The sequence below is a fragment of the Rhodococcus sp. Q genome (assembly GCF_005503035.1).
Classification (GTDB): domain Bacteria; phylum Actinomycetota; class Actinomycetes; order Mycobacteriales; family Mycobacteriaceae; genus Rhodococcus_G.
On record NZ_SCOY01000005.1, the window covers coordinates 105,998 to 122,873 of the forward strand.

Genomic DNA, 16,876 nt, shown 5'->3' on the forward strand with positions numbered 1-16,876 from the left:
TTCATACGCTCAGCTGATTGTCCGTCCAGTTCAACGGCATATTCGCTAACACTGGGCAAACTTTGAAACCTGTGACCCGTTCACGATATTTTCGGTGTAGGTTCCAATTCGAATTGAATGCGCAATGATAACAGTCAGGTCACAGGGTCGCGGGGAGCCGGGTGGTCGATATTGATGCGATATTCAATTACGTGTCAGCTAACCGGGGAGGGTTGTTGAAGATGGCATACGTGAGTTCGTGGCGACGAGACGGAATGGACACCGCACTCGGTGGCGCATGGCGCGGGGTGACGGATGCGCTCGAGACGTGCGTCATCCCTGGGTGCGGTAGCCCGGTCGGCGCGGGCGGTGGAGCATGCGACGACTGTCGGGTCGCCTACGTCGGCGCATTCGATTCCGTGGAGGCTTCGGTGGTGGGCGCGGACCGCGTCGGGTGCTGGCTGTGTGATGCACCGGTCCTCGGCGCCGGAGCGGCCTGCCCTGACTGCGTTCCCGTTGTGGCTCGGCGACGGCAGCCGCTCGACTCGTCGCTGCTCGGTTCGCCTCTGCTCGGATCGGCGGTATGACCACCGCATAGGTCGAGGATTCTCCGGGTCGGAATACGACTGGCCTACTTGCTCGTGATGCGTCAAGGTAGTCCTGACGGAAACGTCAGGACTACCTTGACATTGGAGGGAATCATGGACAGCCTCGTCGAACGGGCGCTCGCTGCGGACATCACCGCGAGCGTCGACGCGATCACGGTCACGGCGCTGGGGGAGGTGGGCGTGCAGGCCGACGTCATCGTCGGCCCCGGACCGCTGCCTGGCACCCCCGACTGGGAGCTCGAGGACGGCACCGACATTCCGGCGCAGCGGCAACTGGCCTGGCAGCTCACCTCGCTGCGACTGCAGCTGGCAGTCGGCATCGACTGCGCTGACACGGTTGTCGTGCTTCGTGCGGGCGGGGTGACGTGGGCGCTGATCGCGCAGGCGGCGGGCATCACCCGTCAAGCGGCGCACGAACGCTGGGGCGGAAGGGTTCGCGACATCCTCGATCGTTACGGCGACGGCATGCCCGACAGCGTCGCCGACGACGAACCGCCGACCGGCGCGGAGCCGATCGGCGGTTCGGTGTGATCGCGACGGTCAGCGGGCGGCGTTGCCCAGATCGATGGGCATGTTGATGCCCGTGATGTGGTGGGCCTCGTCGGAGCAGAGGAACGCGACCACGTTGGCGACGTCCTCCGGCTCGCTGAAGCCGTAGGGCAGCGACGGCATGAACGCCGGCGCGAGGGTGTCGGAGAACTTCTCGAGCAGCGGCAGCATGTCGGACATGACCATGCCGGTGTTCACGCCGAAGGGATGCACGCTGTTGACACGGATCTTGTGCATGCCGAGCTCGTTCGCCATGGTGCGGGTCAGGCCCGCGATACCGGCCTTGCTCGCGACGTAGTGGCCGACGAAGGGTGCGCCCTTGAGGCTGGAGACGGAGCTGGTGACGACGATCGCCCCGCCCTCGCCCTGCTCGATCAGCTTCGGGATCGACGCCTTGCACGTGTGGAACACGCCCGTGAGATTGACGTCGATGGTCTCCTTCCACTGCTCGAGGGTGATCTCCCACGACAGTGCGGCCGAACAGATGCCTGCGTTCGCGACGACGTAGTCGAGCCGGCCGAACGCCTCGACGCCGGCGTCGAGTGCGGCCGTGACGGCGTCGAAGTCACGGACATCGGCCTTGGTCGCGACGATCTTGCGGCCCTGCTCCTCGACGAGGCGGACGGTCTCGGCGAGGTCCTCCTCTGTGGCGCCCTCGTAGGGTGTCGACGCGAACGTCGTGCAGGCGTCGAGGGCGATGATGTTCGCGCCCTCCGATGCGAACTTCACGGCCTCCGCTCTGCCCTGCCCGCGCGCGGCACCCGTGACGAATGCGACCTTGCCGTCGAACCGATTACCCATGTCCCGAAGCCCTCCGATTACCGATGGTGAGTTGTGTTCACGGTCACGGTAGGCGGTGGCGCCCGGTCGTGTGCCGAATTGTCTCGGCCAGTGGTCTGTGCGGGTGCTGTTCGTCCGGCAGGCGGATGTTATTGCCGGACCAGTAGCAGGACGGACCGGCCGACGAACAGGGCGGAGAGTTCGACGGTGCCCTCGAACTCGCGGCCGCTCAGCCGATCGGTCCACCGCCCGGGCGGGAACCGGACGACGGTGCCGTCCCATCGCCGTCCGAATCCGGAGACCGACAGTCGCACCGCCAGCGCGATCACCTCGTCGCCGCGGAGAAAGCCGACGATGTGGTCGGCGGTGGGTCCGTCCGCGAACACGGGGGTGTAGGAACCGCCGACGAAACACCACGGCCGTTCCCGACGCAGGCACAGAGCTTCCCGGACAACCAGCATCTTCACGGACTCGTCGACCGCATCGAGCGGGTCGAGCGCCGCGAGCAGGGCCCGCCGTACCGTGAAATCGACGGGCCTTCGGTTGTCCGGGTCGACGAGCGAGTCCTCCCACACTTCGGTGCCCTGGTAGAGGTCGGGGATCCCGGGTGCGACGAGTTGCAGCAGCTTCTGGCCCAGTGCGGCGACCTCACCGTGCGGCGACAGTCTGCGGACGAGGTTCGCCATCGACCGGGACACCGGCCCACCGACGACGGCGTCGATCCAGCTGTGCACCCTGCCCTCGTACTCCTCGTTCACCGAAGCCCAGTCGGTGTGGACGGCCGCCTCCCGCATCGCCTTGGTCGCGTAGTCGTGCAGTCGTGCTCGCAGCAGTGACGTCGGCTCACCGTCGTCGGGCCACACCCCGAACATGGTCTGCCACAGGAACAGTCCCGTTGCGGGATCCGGGCTCGGCGTCACGGCTTCCCAGTCGCGAACCGACTGCGCCCACAGGTCGGCGGCCTGCGACAGGACGCCGATCCGTGCCCGCACGTCCTCGCCGCGTTTGGTGTCGTGGGTGGACAGGGTGGTCATGGCGCGCGGCCAGTTCACTGCCCGCGCGGCCTGCATCAGGTGAAACTGCGATACCGGTGTCGCGAATCGTCCCGGGTTGCCACCGACCTCCTGAAGTGACGTCAACCGCGCCGTCCGGTAGAACAGCCGGTCCTCGACGGCCTTCGCAGTGGCCGCCCCGCACACCTGCTGGAGTCGCACGGCGGCTTCGCCCCCGGCGAGAACCGCACGGGTGACGGCGGACAGCGCGCCCGTCAGGTCGGGACGGGCGTCTGCGGCGCCGCCGACGGCGGCGGCGAGCAATCCGCGGTTCGGGCCGTAGTCCGTGCGGTAGGTGGGGATTCGGGTCAGAACCTCGATCACCGCCCCGGTCAGGGGAGCGGTGTCGGTGGCGGTGCCCGAGTCCCGGCGGACCGCCTCGACGAGCCGGTCCACCTCGGGCTTGAGTCCACCCCACAGCACTTCCCGCTTGGTGTCCTGCTCCGCGCCCTCGAGGAACTCGGTATCACCCGCGTTGCCGGTGAACTCGCGGTGCAATGCGGTGAGCGGGCCCTCGCCCGCCGGGTCGAGGAAGACACCGCCGAACTCGCTCAGGGCGTCGTAGCCGGTCGTGCCGTCCACCGGCAGTGCGGGATCGAGGGATTCCCCGGGGGTGAGGATCTTCTCGGCGACGAGCCACCGCTCCTGGCCCAGGAGGCCGCGGAGCCGAGCGAGGTAGCCGGCCGGGTTCGCGAGCCCGTCCGGGTGGTCGACGCGGACACCGTCGACGAGGTCGTCGGCGAACCACGAGGCCGGTTCGCGGTGTGTCGCATCGAAAACGGCCGGATCATCCTGGCGCAGCGCGGCGAGGGAGTCCACGGTGAAGAACCGGCGGTAGCCGACGCGCCCACTGCGCCAGTGGACCAGTTCGTACGCCTGCTCGGCATGCGTGGACGCCGGGTCGTCGTGGTCGGTGCCGGGTGCGATCGGGAAGCGGTGTTCGTGGTACGCGAGCGCGGGCTCCGGCCCCGTGCGGTCGACGGTGAGCGCGTCGGCACCGTCGTCGCCGAGAACGGGGACGACGAATCGCCCCTGCGTCCAGTCGATGTCGAAGAACTCGGCGTACTCGGAACTGCGACCGTTCCGCAGCACGTCCCACCACCACGGGTTCTCCTGCGCCCGCCCCACCCCGACGTGGTTGGGAACGAGGTCGACGACGACCCCCATGTCGCGTCCGCGCAGATCGGCGACGAGTGCCGCGAGCGCCTGCCGTCCGCCGAGTGCGTCGGAGACGGTGGTCGGGTCGGTGACGTCGTAGCCGTGGGTCGATCCGTCGACGGCCGTGAGGATGGGTGAGAGGTACAGGTGGGACACGCCGAGTTCCTGAAGGTAGTCGGCGATCTTCCGGGCTCCGTCCAGCGTGAGTGCGTCCGGGCGTAGTTGCAGACGGTACGTCGACGTGATCGGCTGCATGTCAGTCCACCCGCCGCAGGACCGTCAACGAGCGCGACTCGGCCTTGAGGTTCGCGCCGCCGTCGACGATCGCGTCGGAGTGACCGGTCGGGGTCGCGGTGTCGAGAACGACCTCCCAGTGCGAGCCTGCTGCGACGTCGGGGACGGTGAACTCGATGCCCTCGTCGTGCGCGTTGAAACACAGGAGGAACGAATCGTCGCGGACCGGTTCTCCCCGGTGGTTCGGCTCCCGGATGGCGTCCCCGTTGAGGAGGGCGGCCAGCGAGCGGGCGAAGCCGCTGCCCCAGTCGCTCTCGGTCATCTCGGTACCCGCCGGCGTGAGCCACAGGATGTCGCGCGCGGACTCGCCTGCGGTGACCTGCCTGCCGTCGAAGAACCTGCGACGCCGGAAGACGGGATGCGCGGCGCGTAACGCCACCACGCGTCGAGTGAACTCGAGCAGGTCCGAATTCGTCTGCGCCAGAGTCCAGTCCATCCACGACAGGGGAGAGTCCTGGCAGTACACATTGTTGTTGCCGGACTGCGTTCGGCCCATCTCGTCACCGTGCGCGAGCATCGGCGTGCCCTGGCTCAGGAGGAGTGTCGCGAGGATGTTGCGGCGCTGACGGGCGCGCAGCGCGAGGATCTCCGGGTCGTCGGTCGGGCCCTCCACCCCGCAGTTCCACGACCGGTTGTGGCTCTCGCCGTCGCGGTTGTCCTCCCCATTGGCCATATTGTGTTTCTCGTTGTAGGACACCAGGTCCGCGAGGGTGAATCCGTCGTGTGCAGTGACGAAGTTGATGCTCGCGCTCGGTCGCCGCCCAGTGGCCTCGTACAGGTCCGACGACCCGGTCAGGCGGGAGGCGAACTCGCCGAGCGTCGCGGGTTCACCGCGCCAGTAGTCGCGGACGGTGTCGCGGTACTTGCCGTTCCACTCCGTCCACAGTCCGGGGAAGTTGCCGACCTGGTAGCCGCCCTCGCCGACGTCCCACGGTTCGGCGATCAGCTTCACTTGGCTGACCACCGGATCCTGCTGCACGAGATCGAAGAATGCGGACAGTCGGTCGACGTCATGCAGCTCGCGGGCCAGCGTCGATGCGAGGTCGAATCGGAACCCGTCGACGTGCATCTCGATCACCCAGTATCGCAGCGAGTCCATGATCAGCTGCAGCGTGTGAGGATGCCTGGCGTTGAGGCTGTTTCCGGTACCGGTGTAGTCCGTGTACTCCGCCTTGTCGTCCTCGACGAGGCGGTAGTAGGCGGCGTTGTCGATGCCGCGGAAGCTCAGGGTCGGGCCCTGGCTGCTGCCCTCGGCGGTGTGGTTGTAGACCACGTCGAGGATCACCTCGATGCCCGCCGCGTGGAACGACCGGACCATCGCCTTGAACTCGGCGACCGCGCCGGACGCCTTCTCCGCCGACGAGTACATGACGTGGGGGGCGAGGAACCCGAAGGTGTTGTAGCCCCAGTAGTTTCGCAACCCCTGGTCGATCAGGATCTGATCGTGGAGGAACTGGTGAACGGGCATCAGTTCGATGGCGGTCACGCCGAGGGACGTCAGGTGGTCGATGACCGCGGGGTGCGCGAGCCCCGCGTAGGTGCCGCGCAGTTCTTCGGGAACGCCAGGATGCGTCGCCGTCATGCCCTTCACGTGGGCCTCGTAGATCACCGTCTCGTGATACGGCCGGCGCGGCGCCCGGTCCGACTGCCAGTCGAAGTACGGGTTGATGACGACCGTCGTCATGGTGTGGCCGAGGGTGTCCTCGCCGAACGTGTGGAGCGAGGGGTCGCCGTCGAACCGGCCGTCGAACGCCTTGCCGTACGGGTCGAGTAGGAGCTTCGACGCGTCGCAGCGGTGACCGGCGTCGGGGGCGTACGGTCCGTGTACGCGGTATCCGTATCGCTGGCCCGGGACCACGTTCGGTAGGTACGCGTGCCACACGTAGCCGTCCACCTCGGTGAGCGGAATGCGTTCCTCGCTGCCGTCCCGCGCGAGCAGGCACAGTTCGACCGACTCCGCGACTTCGGAGAACACCGAGAAGTTGGTGCCGGCCCCGTCGTATGTCGCGCCGAGTGGGTAGGCGCTGCCCGGCCACACGGGGCGGGGAGTGGATGACGGGGCATCGAGCATGGACTCGACCCTAGTGTCCGTGGGGCCGGATCGTCGGACGGGCCAAGAGGGTTAGATTTGGCTAACCTAACTAGCCTGTCCTACCGTGGCCGATATGTCAGGTTCACACAGACGCTCGGTGCGAGCGACGATCGGCGCCGCCGTCGCGGCATCGGCACTCTTCCTTTCCGCGTGCGGCTCGAGCCCGGCCGACGAAGGCGCGTCGTCCGACGAGGCCTATACCGTCGAGCACGCGATGGGTCGGGCCGCCCTGCCCGGTGTTCCCGAGCGTGTCGTCGTTATCGATTCGCCGCACCTCGACGCCCTCGTGGCACTCGGCATCACTCCCGTCGGTGCCACGGAATCCGGTGCGGGGGAGGGATTCCCGGCCTACCTCGCGGGCGGGCTCGACGGAACTACGAGCGTCGGAACCACCGCCGAGCCCGACATCGAGGCCATCGCGGGTCTCGCGCCCGACCTCATCATCGGGTCCAAGGTGCGGCACGAGAAGATCTACGACCAGCTCTCGGCGATCGCGCCGACCGTCTACTCGGTGAACTCCGGAACCGACTGGCAGGAGCAGGCTCGGATCACCGCTGCCGCGGTGGACGAGACACCCGAGATGGACGCGCTGCTGACGTCGCTCGCTGATCGGACGGTCCAGGTGGGACAGGACGTCGGAGCCGAGGGGCGGACGGTGTCGATGGTGCGGTTCCGGCCCACCAATTTCCGTCTGTACGGACCGAGCACGTTCTCGGGTTCGATCCTCACGCAGGCCGGTTTCGACCTGGGCGAGCGTGACTGGAACGAGTACTCCATGCTCGAACTGAGCCCCGAGCACTACGCCCAGATCGACGGTGACGTCGTGTTCTACACCAATCCCGGAGGCGATCCGAGCGCCACCACCATGGGCACGGTGACCGGGATCTGGGGCACCCTTCCCGCGGTGCAAGGAGGCAAGGTCTTCGAGTTCGAGGACGAGACGTGGATGGTCGGGATCGGTGTGGTCGGCGCGAACCTCATCCTCGACCAGATCGGTGCGGCGCTCGGCTGATCCGATCGCGGCGGCGGCACCACCCGCCGGGTCACCACCAGCCGACGGCCGCGCCCAGCTGACGGTCCAGTTCCGGCGCGAGAGTCCGCGAGTACGCGGTCGTCAGATGGTCGGTGTCGCGGTACACGAGCAGGTTTCCCTCGATCGCACGACACCGCTCCGGACGGCACACGGCGTCCGACAGATCGAGTGGGTGCACTGTTGGAAGGTGCGCCGTCGCGTCGAGGGCCGGATCCACGGGATCGAGAACCGTTGCGCGATCCATGCCGCAGGAATCGGTGTCGCCGCCGTTCGAGAGGCAATCCGCGGCGCGGTAGACGACCCCGTCCTCCCACAGCCACGGGGTGTCCCGCACCACCGCCATCGGGATGCCGTGTTCGGACAGGCGGTCCCAGGCGCGCACGTAGCCGTCGGGTGTCCAGTCGCCGCCGACGTGGTCGGGCCGTGGTCGGGTGGACGTGGAGAACACCAGATCGGGTGGGTCCGCGGTGAGCGCGTCGATCACCGCACCGGACCACACCGAACATTCGTCCGCGTCGTCCTCGGGTGCCGCGAGCGTGACCGGGCAACCGACCTTCATGTACGTCACCAGGCGCAGGCCGCGGTCGCGGGCGATGGTTTCCAGTGCCGGGAACCAGTGTTCGGCGTGTGAGCCTCCGATCACCGCGACGGTCGGTGCGGCTGCGTCGCCGTACTCGCAGCGGACGGCGTCGACGATGCCGCTTCCGGCGAGGCACTCGTCCGCGGTGGTGACCGGCAGGTCGAGATGGGCGACGAAGCGTGACGGTTGTTCGGGCCGCGGCGGCGCGACGACACCGTCCAGGAGTGCCGCGGCGCCCGGGTACTCCGCGGGGTCGAGGTCGGCGGGCTGGGCGATCTCGTCGGACTTGCCTGCGACGTAGGTGATCCAGCCGCTGGTCGCGGCCAGCACCGCGACGGCGGTGGCTGCGATCGCGGTCACGAGTACGCGGCGGCGGGGTGAGGGCGTGCGGCGCCGGATCGGCGTCTCGACCAGTCGGGTGGTGAGCTGTGCGAGCACCAGCGAGACCGCGACGACGGCGAGGCCATCGACGAGCCCCGCGCGTGGTTGGTCGAGTGCGATCAGCGTGAAGATGAGCACCGGCCAGTGCCACAGGTACAGCGAGTAGGCGATGTCGCCGAGCTGCTGCAGTGGTCTGGTTGTCAGCAGCCGAGTGGCCGGACCGGTCGCGAGGATCACGGCGATCGCACCGCCCACGGGAACCAGCGCCCACGGGCCCGGAAACTCGTGCCTGCCGTCGAGGAACATGCCCGTGCCGACGATCGCGGCGAGTCCGGTGACGCCGAGCAGTGCGCGCACCACGTGGGGCACCCGAATCCACGGCATGGCGCAGGCGAGCAGGCCGCCGGCCAGCAGCTCCCACAGCCGCGCTCCGGTGTCGTAGTACAGCCAGGTCTGCGGGTGGTCGGCATTCGAGGCGTACCAGAGCGAGACGGCTGTCGCGGTGGCGAGGAGCGCGGCCACCGGGCCTCGGACGGCGAACCCTCGGCGGCGGAGCAGCCACGCGAAGCAGAACACCACTACCAGGGCGGACAGGTAGAACTGTGCCTGCACCGAGATGGACCACAGGTGTTGGAACGGGCTCACGGACGGGTCGGCGGCCAGATAGTCGCTCGCCGTGTCCGCCAGGTGCCAGTTCTCCTGGAACAACAGCGCGGACCGAGCCTGCTCGGCGAGTGCCGACCACGACGTGGGGGCGATCAGCACCACCGCGGCGATCGTGGTTGCGGCCAGCACGAGGACGAGCGGTGCCAGCAGGCGGCGTGCGGTCCGCAGCAGCACCGGCCGTGGATCGAGCGGTGCGGCCGACTCGGCCGTGCGCACCAGTGATCCGACGAAGAAGAACCCGGCCAGGGCGAGGAAGACGTCGACGCCACCGGACACCTTGCCGAACCAGACGTGGAAGACGACGACCAGCGCGATGGCCAGTCCGCGCAGGCCGTCGAGGTCCGCGCGGTGCACTGCGCGGTTCGGTGACGTGTCCGGGAGGAGGGAGACGTCGGTCGTCTTCGTGCGGACGGGCAAGAACTCTCCCTCGGTGGCGTGGCCGGTCGTGCTCGGTGGCGTGGTCCAGGGCGGACCGTGATCGCCGATCCGGCAGGACGCTATCGTCGGGCGACGTGAGCACCGACAGTTATACGCGTGACCGCATCACCGCCCTCGACGCCGCCCACCTGTGGCACCCGTACGGCGCGTTCCCGGCGAGCACCGAACCGCTCGTGGTCGAGAGTGCGCGTGGCACCCGGCTGACACTCGCCGACGGGCGCGAGCTCGTCGACGGGATGAGTTCGTGGTGGGCGGCGGTGCACGGCTACCGGCATCCCGTCCTGGACGCGGCCGCCACCGAGCAGCTCGGGCGGATGAGCCACGTCATGTTCGGTGGCCTCACCCACGAGCCGGCGGCGCGCCTCGCGGAGCTCCTGGTCGCGATCACGCCCGACGGTCTCGACAAGGTCTTCCTCGCGGACTCCGGGTCGGTGTCGGTGGAGGTCGCGATCAAGCTGGCGTTGCAGTACCAGCGGGCGGTGGGGCGTCCCGAGCGGCATCGGCTGCTGACGTGGCGCGGCGGCTACCACGGCGACACGTTCGCGCCGATGAGCGTGTGCGACCCCACCGGCGGCATGCACTCGATGTGGACCGATGTGCTGGCGCGGCAGGTGTTCGCGCCCGCTCCGCCGCGCGACTTCGATCCCGCCTACGTCGCGGAGTTCGAGGCTGTCCTCGCCGCACACCGTGACGAGTTGGCCGCGGTGATCGTCGAGCCGGTCGTGCAGGGTGCGGGTGGCATGCGATTCCACGACCCGCGCTACCTGACCGAGTTGCGTCGTATGTGCGACGAGCACGGGCTGCTGCTGATCTTCGACGAGATCGCGACCGGTTTCGGGCGCACCGGCGAGCTGTTCGCCGCGGACCACGCCGGGGTCTCGCCCGACCTGATGTGCGTCGGCAAGGCGTTGACAGGCGGATACATGACGTTGGCGGCGGTGCTGTGCACGTCGGCGATCGCGGAGGCGATCAGCCGCGGCGAGGGTGGCGGCGTCATGCACGGACCGACGTTCATGGGTAATCCGCTCGCCTGCGCGGTCGCCGTCGCCGCCGTGGAACTGCTGCTCTCGAGGGACTGGCGGTCCGAGGTCGCGGCGCTCGAATCCGGACTGGACGCCGGTCTGGCGCCGCTCCGGGGGCTGTCCGGAGTCGCGGATGTTCGGGTGCTCGCGGGTATCGGAGTGGTTGAGATGGAGCGACCCGTGGACATGCGCACGGCGACCGCGGCTGCCGTGGACGCCGGGGTGTGGCTGCGGCCGTTCGGGAAGCTGATCTACACGATGCCGCCGTACATCTGCACCTCGGAGGACGTCCGGATGATCACCTCGGGCATCGTCGCGGCGGCGCGCAGTCAGGTCTGATCGGCGGTTCGGTGCAGGTCTTCGGCACACTTGAACGCTGTACTTGAACGGTGTTCAGGTATGGTCGGTTGTCATGACCGATGCACTGAGTTGGCTCGACGACATCGCCGACGCGCGCCGGGCCGCCGGCCTGCACCGCGTGCTGCGACCGCGCACCGCGGGATCCGCATTCGTCGACCTCGCCTCGAATGACTACCTCGGTCTCACCCGGCACCCCGAGGTCCTGGACGCCGCCGCGACCGCGCTGCGTCGCTGGGGTGGCGGCGCCACGGGCTCGCGGCTGGTCACCGGCACCACGGCCGAACACGAACTCCTCGAAAGTGAACTCGCCGAATTCGTCGGTGCCGCATCGGGACTCGTCTTCGCCAGCGGCTACGCCGCGAACCTGGGCGCGGTCACCGCACTCGCCGGACGCGACGCCCTCGTCGTCTCCGACGCCGGCTGCCACGCCTCCCTCGTCGACGCCTGCCGCCTGTCGCGGTCCCGGGTGGTCGTCACCCCGCACGCCGACGTCGACGCGATCGCGGCCGCACTCGCTACCCGCACCGAACCGCGGGCGCTCGTGCTCACCGACTCGGTGTTCAGCGCCGACGGCGACCTCGCGCCGCTGCGCGAGATGCACCGGGTGTGCCGCGAACACGGCGCACTGCTGCTCGTAGACGAGGCGCACGGCATCGGTGTGCGCGGCGACGGCGGCCGCGGACTCGTCCACGAGGTCGGCCTCGCCGGTGAGCCCGACGTCGTGGTGACGGCGACGCTGTCGAAATCCCTCGCGGCGCAGGGCGGCGTGGTGCTCGCCGACGAACGTGTCCGAGTGCACCTGATCGACACGGCCCGCACGTTCATCTTCGACACCGGCCTCGCGCCCGCGGCCGTGGGCGCGGCTCGGGGCGCCCTCGCGGTGCTGCGCCGCGAACCCGAACGGGCCGCAGCGGTCCTGGAACGCGCCCGCGACCTCGCCCGGATCACCGGAGCGCAGCACCCCGAATCCGCGGTCGTGTCCGTCGTCCTCGGCGACCCGCAGGTCGCGTACGACGCGTCCGTCGCCTGCCGCGAACGCGGGCTGCACGTCGGCTGCTTCCGGCCGCCGTCCGTCCCCGAAGGCACGTCGCGACTGCGGCTCACCGCCCGCGCGAACCTCACCGAGGTGGACATGACCCTCATCGAGGGCGTGCTCACCGACGTCCTGGCGACGGCACACGCATGACCATCCTGTGCGTGACCGGGACGTCCACCGACGTCGGAAAAACGGTCGTGACCGCGGCGCTCGCGGCGTGCGCGCAGGGCGACGGTTTGTCGGTCGGCGTCGTCAAGCCGGCACAGACCGGTGTCACCGCGGACGAACCCGGCGACCTGGCCGAGGTGCACCGGCTGACGGGGGTTCGTGACGTCGTCGAACTGGCGCGCTATCCGGAGCCGCTCGCCCCCGATACGGCGGCGCGACGGGCGGGTGCGCCGCTCCTCGACCTGCGCGAGGTCGTCGCGGCCGTCCGCGCCCTGGACGCCGACCACGACCTGACGATCGTCGAAGGCGCCGGGGGCGTGCTGGTGCGGCTCGGGGCGGGCGGGTTCACGTTGCTCGACGTCGCGGCGGAACTGGGCGCACCGCTGCTGCTGGTCGCCGCGGCCGGGCTCGGCACCCTCAACCACAGCGCGTTGACCGTCTCCGCCGCCCGGAACGCAGGCGTCGACTGTGTCGGCACGGTGGTCGGGTCGTGGCCGTCCGAACCCGATCTCGCGATGCGCTGCAACCTCGCCGACCTACCCGATGTGACGGGTGTGCCGTTGCTCGGCCGCATCCCGGACGGCGCCGGACGGCTCGACCGGGATGCGTTCACCTCCCTGGCTCCGGGCTGGTTCAACGGCGTACTTCCGTTTCGGGCGGACGAGAGGCCGGCTATCAGGCCGTGAGGTCCGGACAGCCCGATGCACCGGACGCGTCTCGTGCGGGTCCGGTGCATCGGGTTCGGCTGTCAGGCCTTGGCGGACAGGTTCTCGAACACGGTGGCGTTGGCCATGCCGCCGCCCTCGCACATGGTTTGCAGCCCGTACCGAAGACCGTTGCCGCGCATGTGGTGGACGAGGGTGGTGGCCAGGCGCGCGCCCGAACCGCCGAGCGGATGGCCGAGTGCGATCGCCCCGCCCAGCGGGTTCACTCTGTCCTCGTCGGCGCCGGTCTCGCGAAGCCACGCCCCGACGACGCTGGCGAATGCCTCGTTCACCTCGAACGCGCCGATGTCGTCGAGGGTCAGGCCCGCGCGCTGCAGGACCCGTTCCGTCGCCGGGATCGGGCCGCCGAGCATCGCGACCGGATCGGAACCGACCACCGTTGCGGTGTGCACCCGGGCAAGCGGGGTCAACCCCAGTTGCCGGGCACGCTCCCCGGACATCATCAGAAGCGCCGCGGCGCCGTCCGAGATCTGTGACGCGTTGCCCGCGGTGACCCGTCCGTTCGCGTCGAACACCGTCTCGAGCTGAGCCAGCTTGTCGAGCGTCGTGCCACGGCGGATTCCCTCGTCGGTGTCGAACTTGGTCCCGTCAGGCAGAGTCACCGGATCGATCTCACCCGCGAAGCGGCCCTCGTCGACCGCGCGCGCCGCCCGCTGGTGCGACCGCATGCTGTACTCGTCGAGCCAGCCGCGGCCGAGGTCGTAGCGGGCGGCGAGGATCTCGGCGCCGCGACCCTGGTTGAACTCGATGCCCTCGTAGCGGCGCTTGATCGCGTCGCTGTTCGGGTCGCCGAGGCCGACGCGGCGCGCCGACCCCATCGGGATCCGGGTCATCGACTCGACCCCGCCCGCGACGACGACGTCGTACTGGCCTGCGATCACGCCTGCGGCGGCGAAGTGCAGTGCCTGCTGGCTGGACCCGCACTGCCGCTCGATCGTGGTGCCGGGCACGGACTCCGGCCACCCGGCCGCGAGGACGGCGTTGCGGGCGATGTTGCCCGCCTGCTCGCCGACCTGGCCGACGCAGCCCCACACGACGTCGTCCACGGCCGCCGCGTCGATCCCGGTCCGGTCGAGCAGTGCGGTGAGGACCCCTGCCGACAGGTCGACGGGGTGGACCTCGGCGAGGCTGCCCTTGCGGCGGCCGATCGGGGTCCGCACCGCCTCGACGATGACTGCATCACGCATGGTGTGTTCCTGTTCTGTCGTTCTTGGTGCTCACGTCGCGCTCCAGACCGGGGTGCGTCGTTCGGTGAAGGCCGCAGCGCCTTCGCGTGCGTCGTTCGATCCGAACACCGGCATCACGATCTGCCGGGTCCGCTCGAAGGTCTCGGCCGGAGACCAGCCGGGGGCCTCGTCGACCACCTTCTTGCTTGCCCGCACCGCGAGCGGGCCGTTCGCGGCGATCTCCTCGGCGAGTTCGAGTGCCGCCGCGAGCACCTCGCCCTCCGGTGCCAGCCGGTTGATCAGTCCGAGCGGGTGCAACTGCGCGCCGGTCATCGACCGTCCCGTGAGCACCATCTCCAGCGCGATCGCGCGCGGCAGCCGCGCCGGAAGCCGGTGCAGTCCGCCTGCCGCGGCGACCAGGCCGCGCCGCACCTCGGGCAGGCCGAAGGTCGCGTCGGGTGCTGCGACGACGAGGTCGGCGGCCAGGGCGATCTCGAATCCGCCGGCGAGAGCAGGACCGTCGACAGCGGCGATCAGCGGTTTCGCCGGTGTCGACTCGACGAGTCCGGCGAACCCGCGCCCCTCGACGCGGGGGCTCTCGCCCCGCAGGAATGCCTTGAGATCCATTCCGGCGCAGAAGAATCCGCCGGCGCCGGTGAGCACGCCCACGCTGAGCTCGGGATCGTTGTCGAGCAGGTCCATCGCGGCGGCGATCGCGGCGGCAACCGCGCCGTCGACGGCATTACGGGCCTGCGGGCGGTTGAGGGTGATCACCAGGACCCGGCCGCGGCGTTCGGTCAGGACCACCGGCGCGGTGACCTCGTCGGTCATCGGGGCGCCATCCGGATCGCGCCGTCGAGGCGGATCGTCTCACCGTTGAGCATGCCGTTGGAGATGATGTGCTCGGCCAGCGCCGCGAACTCGGACGGGTCACCGAGCCGCTGCGGGTGCGGGACGGCGGCAGCGAGCGCGTCGCGGATGTCGTCACGGGCGTTAAGCAGCAGCGGAGTGGCGAACACGCCCGGCGCGATCGTGTTCACGCGGACCCCGACGCTGGCGAGATCGCGGGCGGCGGGCAGCGTCATGCCGACAACGCCTGCCTTGGAGGTCGCGTAGTTGATCTGACCGATCTGACCCTCGTAGGCGGCGACGGACGCGGTCAGCACGATCGCGCCGCGGTCGCCGTCCAGCAGCTCGTTGGCGGCCATCGTCTGAGCCGCGTAGCGCAGCACGTTGAACGTGCCGATCACGTTGAGCCGGATCACCGACTCGAACGGCTCGAGGTCGGTGGCCTTGCCCGCCTTGTCGAGGATGCGCATGGGCTTGCCGCGGCCGGCGCAGTGCACGACCGCCCGCACCGGGCCGCGCTCGGCGGCGGCGGCGAACGCGGCCTCGACGGCCCCGGAGTCGGTGACGTCGGTGGGTACGAACGTGGCCGCCGGGCCCAGCGCCGCGGCCTGCTCGGCGCCGGGGGAGCCGGGCAGGTCGAGCAGGGTGACGGTGGCGCCGGACTCGATCAGCCGGGTGGCGCTGGCCAGGCCGAGGCCGGAGGCGCCACCGGTGACAACGGCGTTGATGTCTTTGATCTGCATGGTGATTCGTCCTTCGGTGTGTCTCGGGTACCGGTCTAGATTCCGAGCGACTTGGAGATGACGCTCTTCATGACCTCGCTGGTGCCGCCGTAGATCCGGGTGACGCGGGCGTCGGTGTACAGGCGGGCGATCGGGTACTCGGTCATGTAGCCGTAACCGCCGTGCAGCTGCAGGCACTTGTCGATGACCCGGGCCTGCATCTCGGTGCAGAACAACTTCACCTTCGCGGCATCGGCCGGGGTGAGGGTGCGCCCGTCGAGGGCGACAAGCGCCTGATCGATCATCGACTGCCCGGCCTGCAGCTCGGTCGCGCACTCGGCGAGCACGAACTTGGTGTTCTGGAAGCTGGCCAGCGGCTTGCCGAACACCATGCGTTCCTGGGCGTACTCGATGGCCAGGTTCACCGCGGCGGTGGCGGTCGCCTGCGCGGTGATCGCGATCGAGAGTCGCTCCTGCGGCAGGTTGTGGCCGAGCATCGCGAACGCGCCACCCTCCTCGCCGAGCAGGTTGGCGACGGGCACGCGGACGTTGTCGAAGGTCAGCTCCGCGGTGTCGGACGACTTGATCCCGATCTTGTGCAGGTTGCGGCCGCGGATGAAGCCGGGCATGTCGCCCTCGACGACCAGCAGCGACAGTCCGTTGCGCCGGTTCGTCTCGTCCTTGGAGGTGCGTGCCACCACGATCACCAGGTCGGCGCCGATACCGCCGGTGATGAACGTCTTGTTGCCGTTGAGGATGTAGTGGTCGCCGTCGCGGACCGCGGTGGTGGCGACGCCCGCGAGGTCGGAGCCGATTCCGGGCTCGGTCATCGCGATCGAGCTCACCAGGCTGCCGTCGGCGAAGCCGGGGAACCAACGCTGGCGCTGCTCCTCGTTGGAGTACTCGAGGAAGTACGGCAGCACGGTGTTCAGGTGGACCTGGAAGCCGCCGAGAGATGCCGCGGCGTAACCGATCTCCTCGTACACGACGGTGTTGAACAGGAAGCTGTCGATGCCGCCGCCGCCGTACTGCTCGGGCACCTGAAGGCCGTTGATGCCGATCTCCGCGGTCTTGTAATAGAAGTCGCGGGGGATGCAGCCGGCCTCCTCCCACTCGGGCATCTTCGGAGTGATCTCCTTGGCGATGAACTGGCGGACCGAATCGCGGAACGCGTCGTGGTCCTCGGTGAAGATGGTGCGCTGCATGATGATTCCTTCG

The 16,876-nt window shown here is 69.3% G+C and carries 13 protein-coding genes; 5 read left to right on the forward strand and 8 right to left on the reverse strand.

All coding sequences use genetic code 11. The features are described 5' to 3' along the window. Positions 1-680: 680 nt before the first annotated feature. Positions 681-1,118: a hypothetical protein gene (locus tag FFS72_RS07500; protein WP_137873347.1), complete on the forward strand. Its 438-nt coding sequence runs from the start codon at positions 681-683 to the stop codon at positions 1,116-1,118. A gap of 9 nt (positions 1,119-1,127) precedes the next feature. Here FFS72_RS07500 and FFS72_RS07505 read toward each other — a convergent pair whose 3' ends face one another. The 3 genes from FFS72_RS07505 to glgX all read right to left on the reverse strand — a co-directional run bounded on the left by FFS72_RS07505 (position 1,128) and on the right by glgX (position 6,491). Then, on the reverse strand, positions 1,128-1,937 hold the full coding sequence (locus FFS72_RS07505; protein ID WP_137873348.1) for a mycofactocin-coupled SDR family oxidoreductase: 810 nt from the start codon (positions 1,935-1,937) through the stop codon (positions 1,128-1,130). A gap of 128 nt (positions 1,938-2,065) precedes the next feature. Continuing rightward, on the reverse strand, positions 2,066-4,381 hold the full coding sequence (gene treY / locus FFS72_RS07510) for a malto-oligosyltrehalose synthase (RefSeq protein ID WP_137873349.1): 2,316 nt from the start codon (positions 4,379-4,381) through the stop codon (positions 2,066-2,068). A gap of 1 nt (position 4,382) precedes the next feature. Then, a complete protein-coding gene (gene glgX, locus FFS72_RS07515) occupies positions 4,383-6,491 on the reverse strand; it encodes a glycogen debranching protein GlgX (protein WP_137873350.1) in 2,109 nt (702 codons plus the stop codon). A gap of 118 nt (positions 6,492-6,609) precedes the next feature. On the opposite strand from glgX, the gene FFS72_RS07520 reads away from it, so the two are divergent. Beyond that, positions 6,610-7,524, forward strand: coding sequence for an ABC transporter substrate-binding protein (locus tag FFS72_RS07520; protein ID WP_502704087.1), 915 nt, complete (start codon positions 6,610-6,612; stop codon positions 7,522-7,524). A gap of 31 nt (positions 7,525-7,555) precedes the next feature. Here FFS72_RS07520 and FFS72_RS07525 read toward each other — a convergent pair whose 3' ends face one another. After that, positions 7,556-9,589, reverse strand: a complete 2,034-nt coding sequence (locus FFS72_RS07525; RefSeq protein ID WP_137873352.1) for an acyltransferase family protein — start codon at positions 9,587-9,589, stop codon at positions 7,556-7,558. Positions 9,590-9,684: 95 nt separating this feature from the next. On the opposite strand from FFS72_RS07525, the gene FFS72_RS07530 reads away from it, so the two are divergent. The 3 genes from FFS72_RS07530 (at position 9,685) to bioD (ending at position 12,882) form a co-directional block, all read left to right on the forward strand. After that, the gene (locus FFS72_RS07530; protein WP_137873353.1) at positions 9,685-10,971 is read left to right on the forward strand and encodes an adenosylmethionine--8-amino-7-oxononanoate transaminase; all 1,287 of its coding nucleotides are present in this window, start codon (positions 9,685-9,687) and stop codon (positions 10,969-10,971) included. 73 nt (positions 10,972-11,044) lie between these two features. Further along, entirely contained in the window at positions 11,045-12,178 is a 1,134-nt protein-coding gene (locus FFS72_RS07535; RefSeq protein WP_137873354.1) for an 8-amino-7-oxononanoate synthase, read from the forward strand. Further along, positions 12,175-12,882 carry a dethiobiotin synthase gene (bioD, locus tag FFS72_RS07540; RefSeq protein WP_137873355.1) on the forward strand — a complete coding sequence of 236 codons (708 nt, stop codon included), beginning with the start codon at positions 12,175-12,177 and terminating at the stop codon, positions 12,880-12,882. The genes FFS72_RS07535 and bioD overlap by 4 nt, the downstream gene beginning before the upstream one ends. Before the next feature lie 62 nt (positions 12,883-12,944). On the opposite strand, the gene FFS72_RS07545 is transcribed toward bioD, so the two are convergent. Genes FFS72_RS07545 through FFS72_RS07560 form a run of 4 tightly spaced genes read right to left on the reverse strand, consistent with a single transcriptional unit; the run spans position 12,945 to position 16,863 of the window. After that, on the reverse strand, positions 12,945-14,108 hold the full coding sequence (locus tag FFS72_RS07545; protein WP_137873356.1) for a thiolase family protein: 1,164 nt from the start codon (positions 14,106-14,108) through the stop codon (positions 12,945-12,947). 30 nt (positions 14,109-14,138) lie between these two features. Next, positions 14,139-14,918 (reverse strand): crotonase/enoyl-CoA hydratase family protein, encoded by a 780-nt coding sequence (locus FFS72_RS07550; protein WP_137873357.1) that lies wholly within the window; start codon positions 14,916-14,918, stop codon positions 14,139-14,141. Further along, a complete protein-coding gene (locus tag FFS72_RS07555) occupies positions 14,915-15,679 on the reverse strand; it encodes an SDR family NAD(P)-dependent oxidoreductase (protein WP_137873358.1) in 765 nt (254 codons plus the stop codon). The genes FFS72_RS07550 and FFS72_RS07555 overlap by 4 nt, the downstream gene beginning before the upstream one ends. A gap of 35 nt (positions 15,680-15,714) precedes the next feature. Beyond that, the gene (locus FFS72_RS07560; protein ID WP_137873359.1) at positions 15,715-16,863 is read right to left on the reverse strand and encodes an acyl-CoA dehydrogenase family protein; all 1,149 of its coding nucleotides are present in this window, start codon (positions 16,861-16,863) and stop codon (positions 15,715-15,717) included. Positions 16,864-16,876 lie beyond the last annotated feature (13 nt).

What these genes read in the sequence shown, in the direction of transcription:
- FFS72_RS07500 (WP_137873347.1), top strand. Translation starts at nt 681, where the DNA reads ATGGACAGCCTCGTCGAACGGGCGCTCGCTGCGGACATCACCGCGAGC.
- FFS72_RS07505 (WP_137873348.1), bottom strand. Translation starts at nt 1,937, where the DNA reads ATGGGTAATCGGTTCGACGGCAAGGTCGCATTCGTCACGGGTGCCGCG.
- treY (WP_137873349.1), bottom strand. Translation starts at nt 4,381, where the DNA reads ATGCAGCCGATCACGTCGACGTACCGTCTGCAACTACGCCCGGACGCA.
- glgX (WP_137873350.1), bottom strand. Translation starts at nt 6,491, where the DNA reads ATGCTCGATGCCCCGTCATCCACTCCCCGCCCCGTGTGGCCGGGCAGC.
- FFS72_RS07535 (WP_137873354.1), top strand. Translation starts at nt 11,045, where the DNA reads ATGACCGATGCACTGAGTTGGCTCGACGACATCGCCGACGCGCGCCGG.
- bioD (WP_137873355.1), top strand. Translation starts at nt 12,175, where the DNA reads ATGACCATCCTGTGCGTGACCGGGACGTCCACCGACGTCGGAAAAACG.
- FFS72_RS07545 (WP_137873356.1), bottom strand. Translation starts at nt 14,108, where the DNA reads ATGCGTGATGCAGTCATCGTCGAGGCGGTGCGGACCCCGATCGGCCGC.
- FFS72_RS07550 (WP_137873357.1), bottom strand. Translation starts at nt 14,918, where the DNA reads ATGACCGACGAGGTCACCGCGCCGGTGGTCCTGACCGAACGCCGCGGC.
- FFS72_RS07555 (WP_137873358.1), bottom strand. Translation starts at nt 15,679, where the DNA reads ATGCAGATCAAAGACATCAACGCCGTTGTCACCGGTGGCGCCTCCGGC.
- FFS72_RS07560 (WP_137873359.1), bottom strand. Translation starts at nt 16,863, where the DNA reads ATGCAGCGCACCATCTTCACCGAGGACCACGACGCGTTCCGCGATTCG.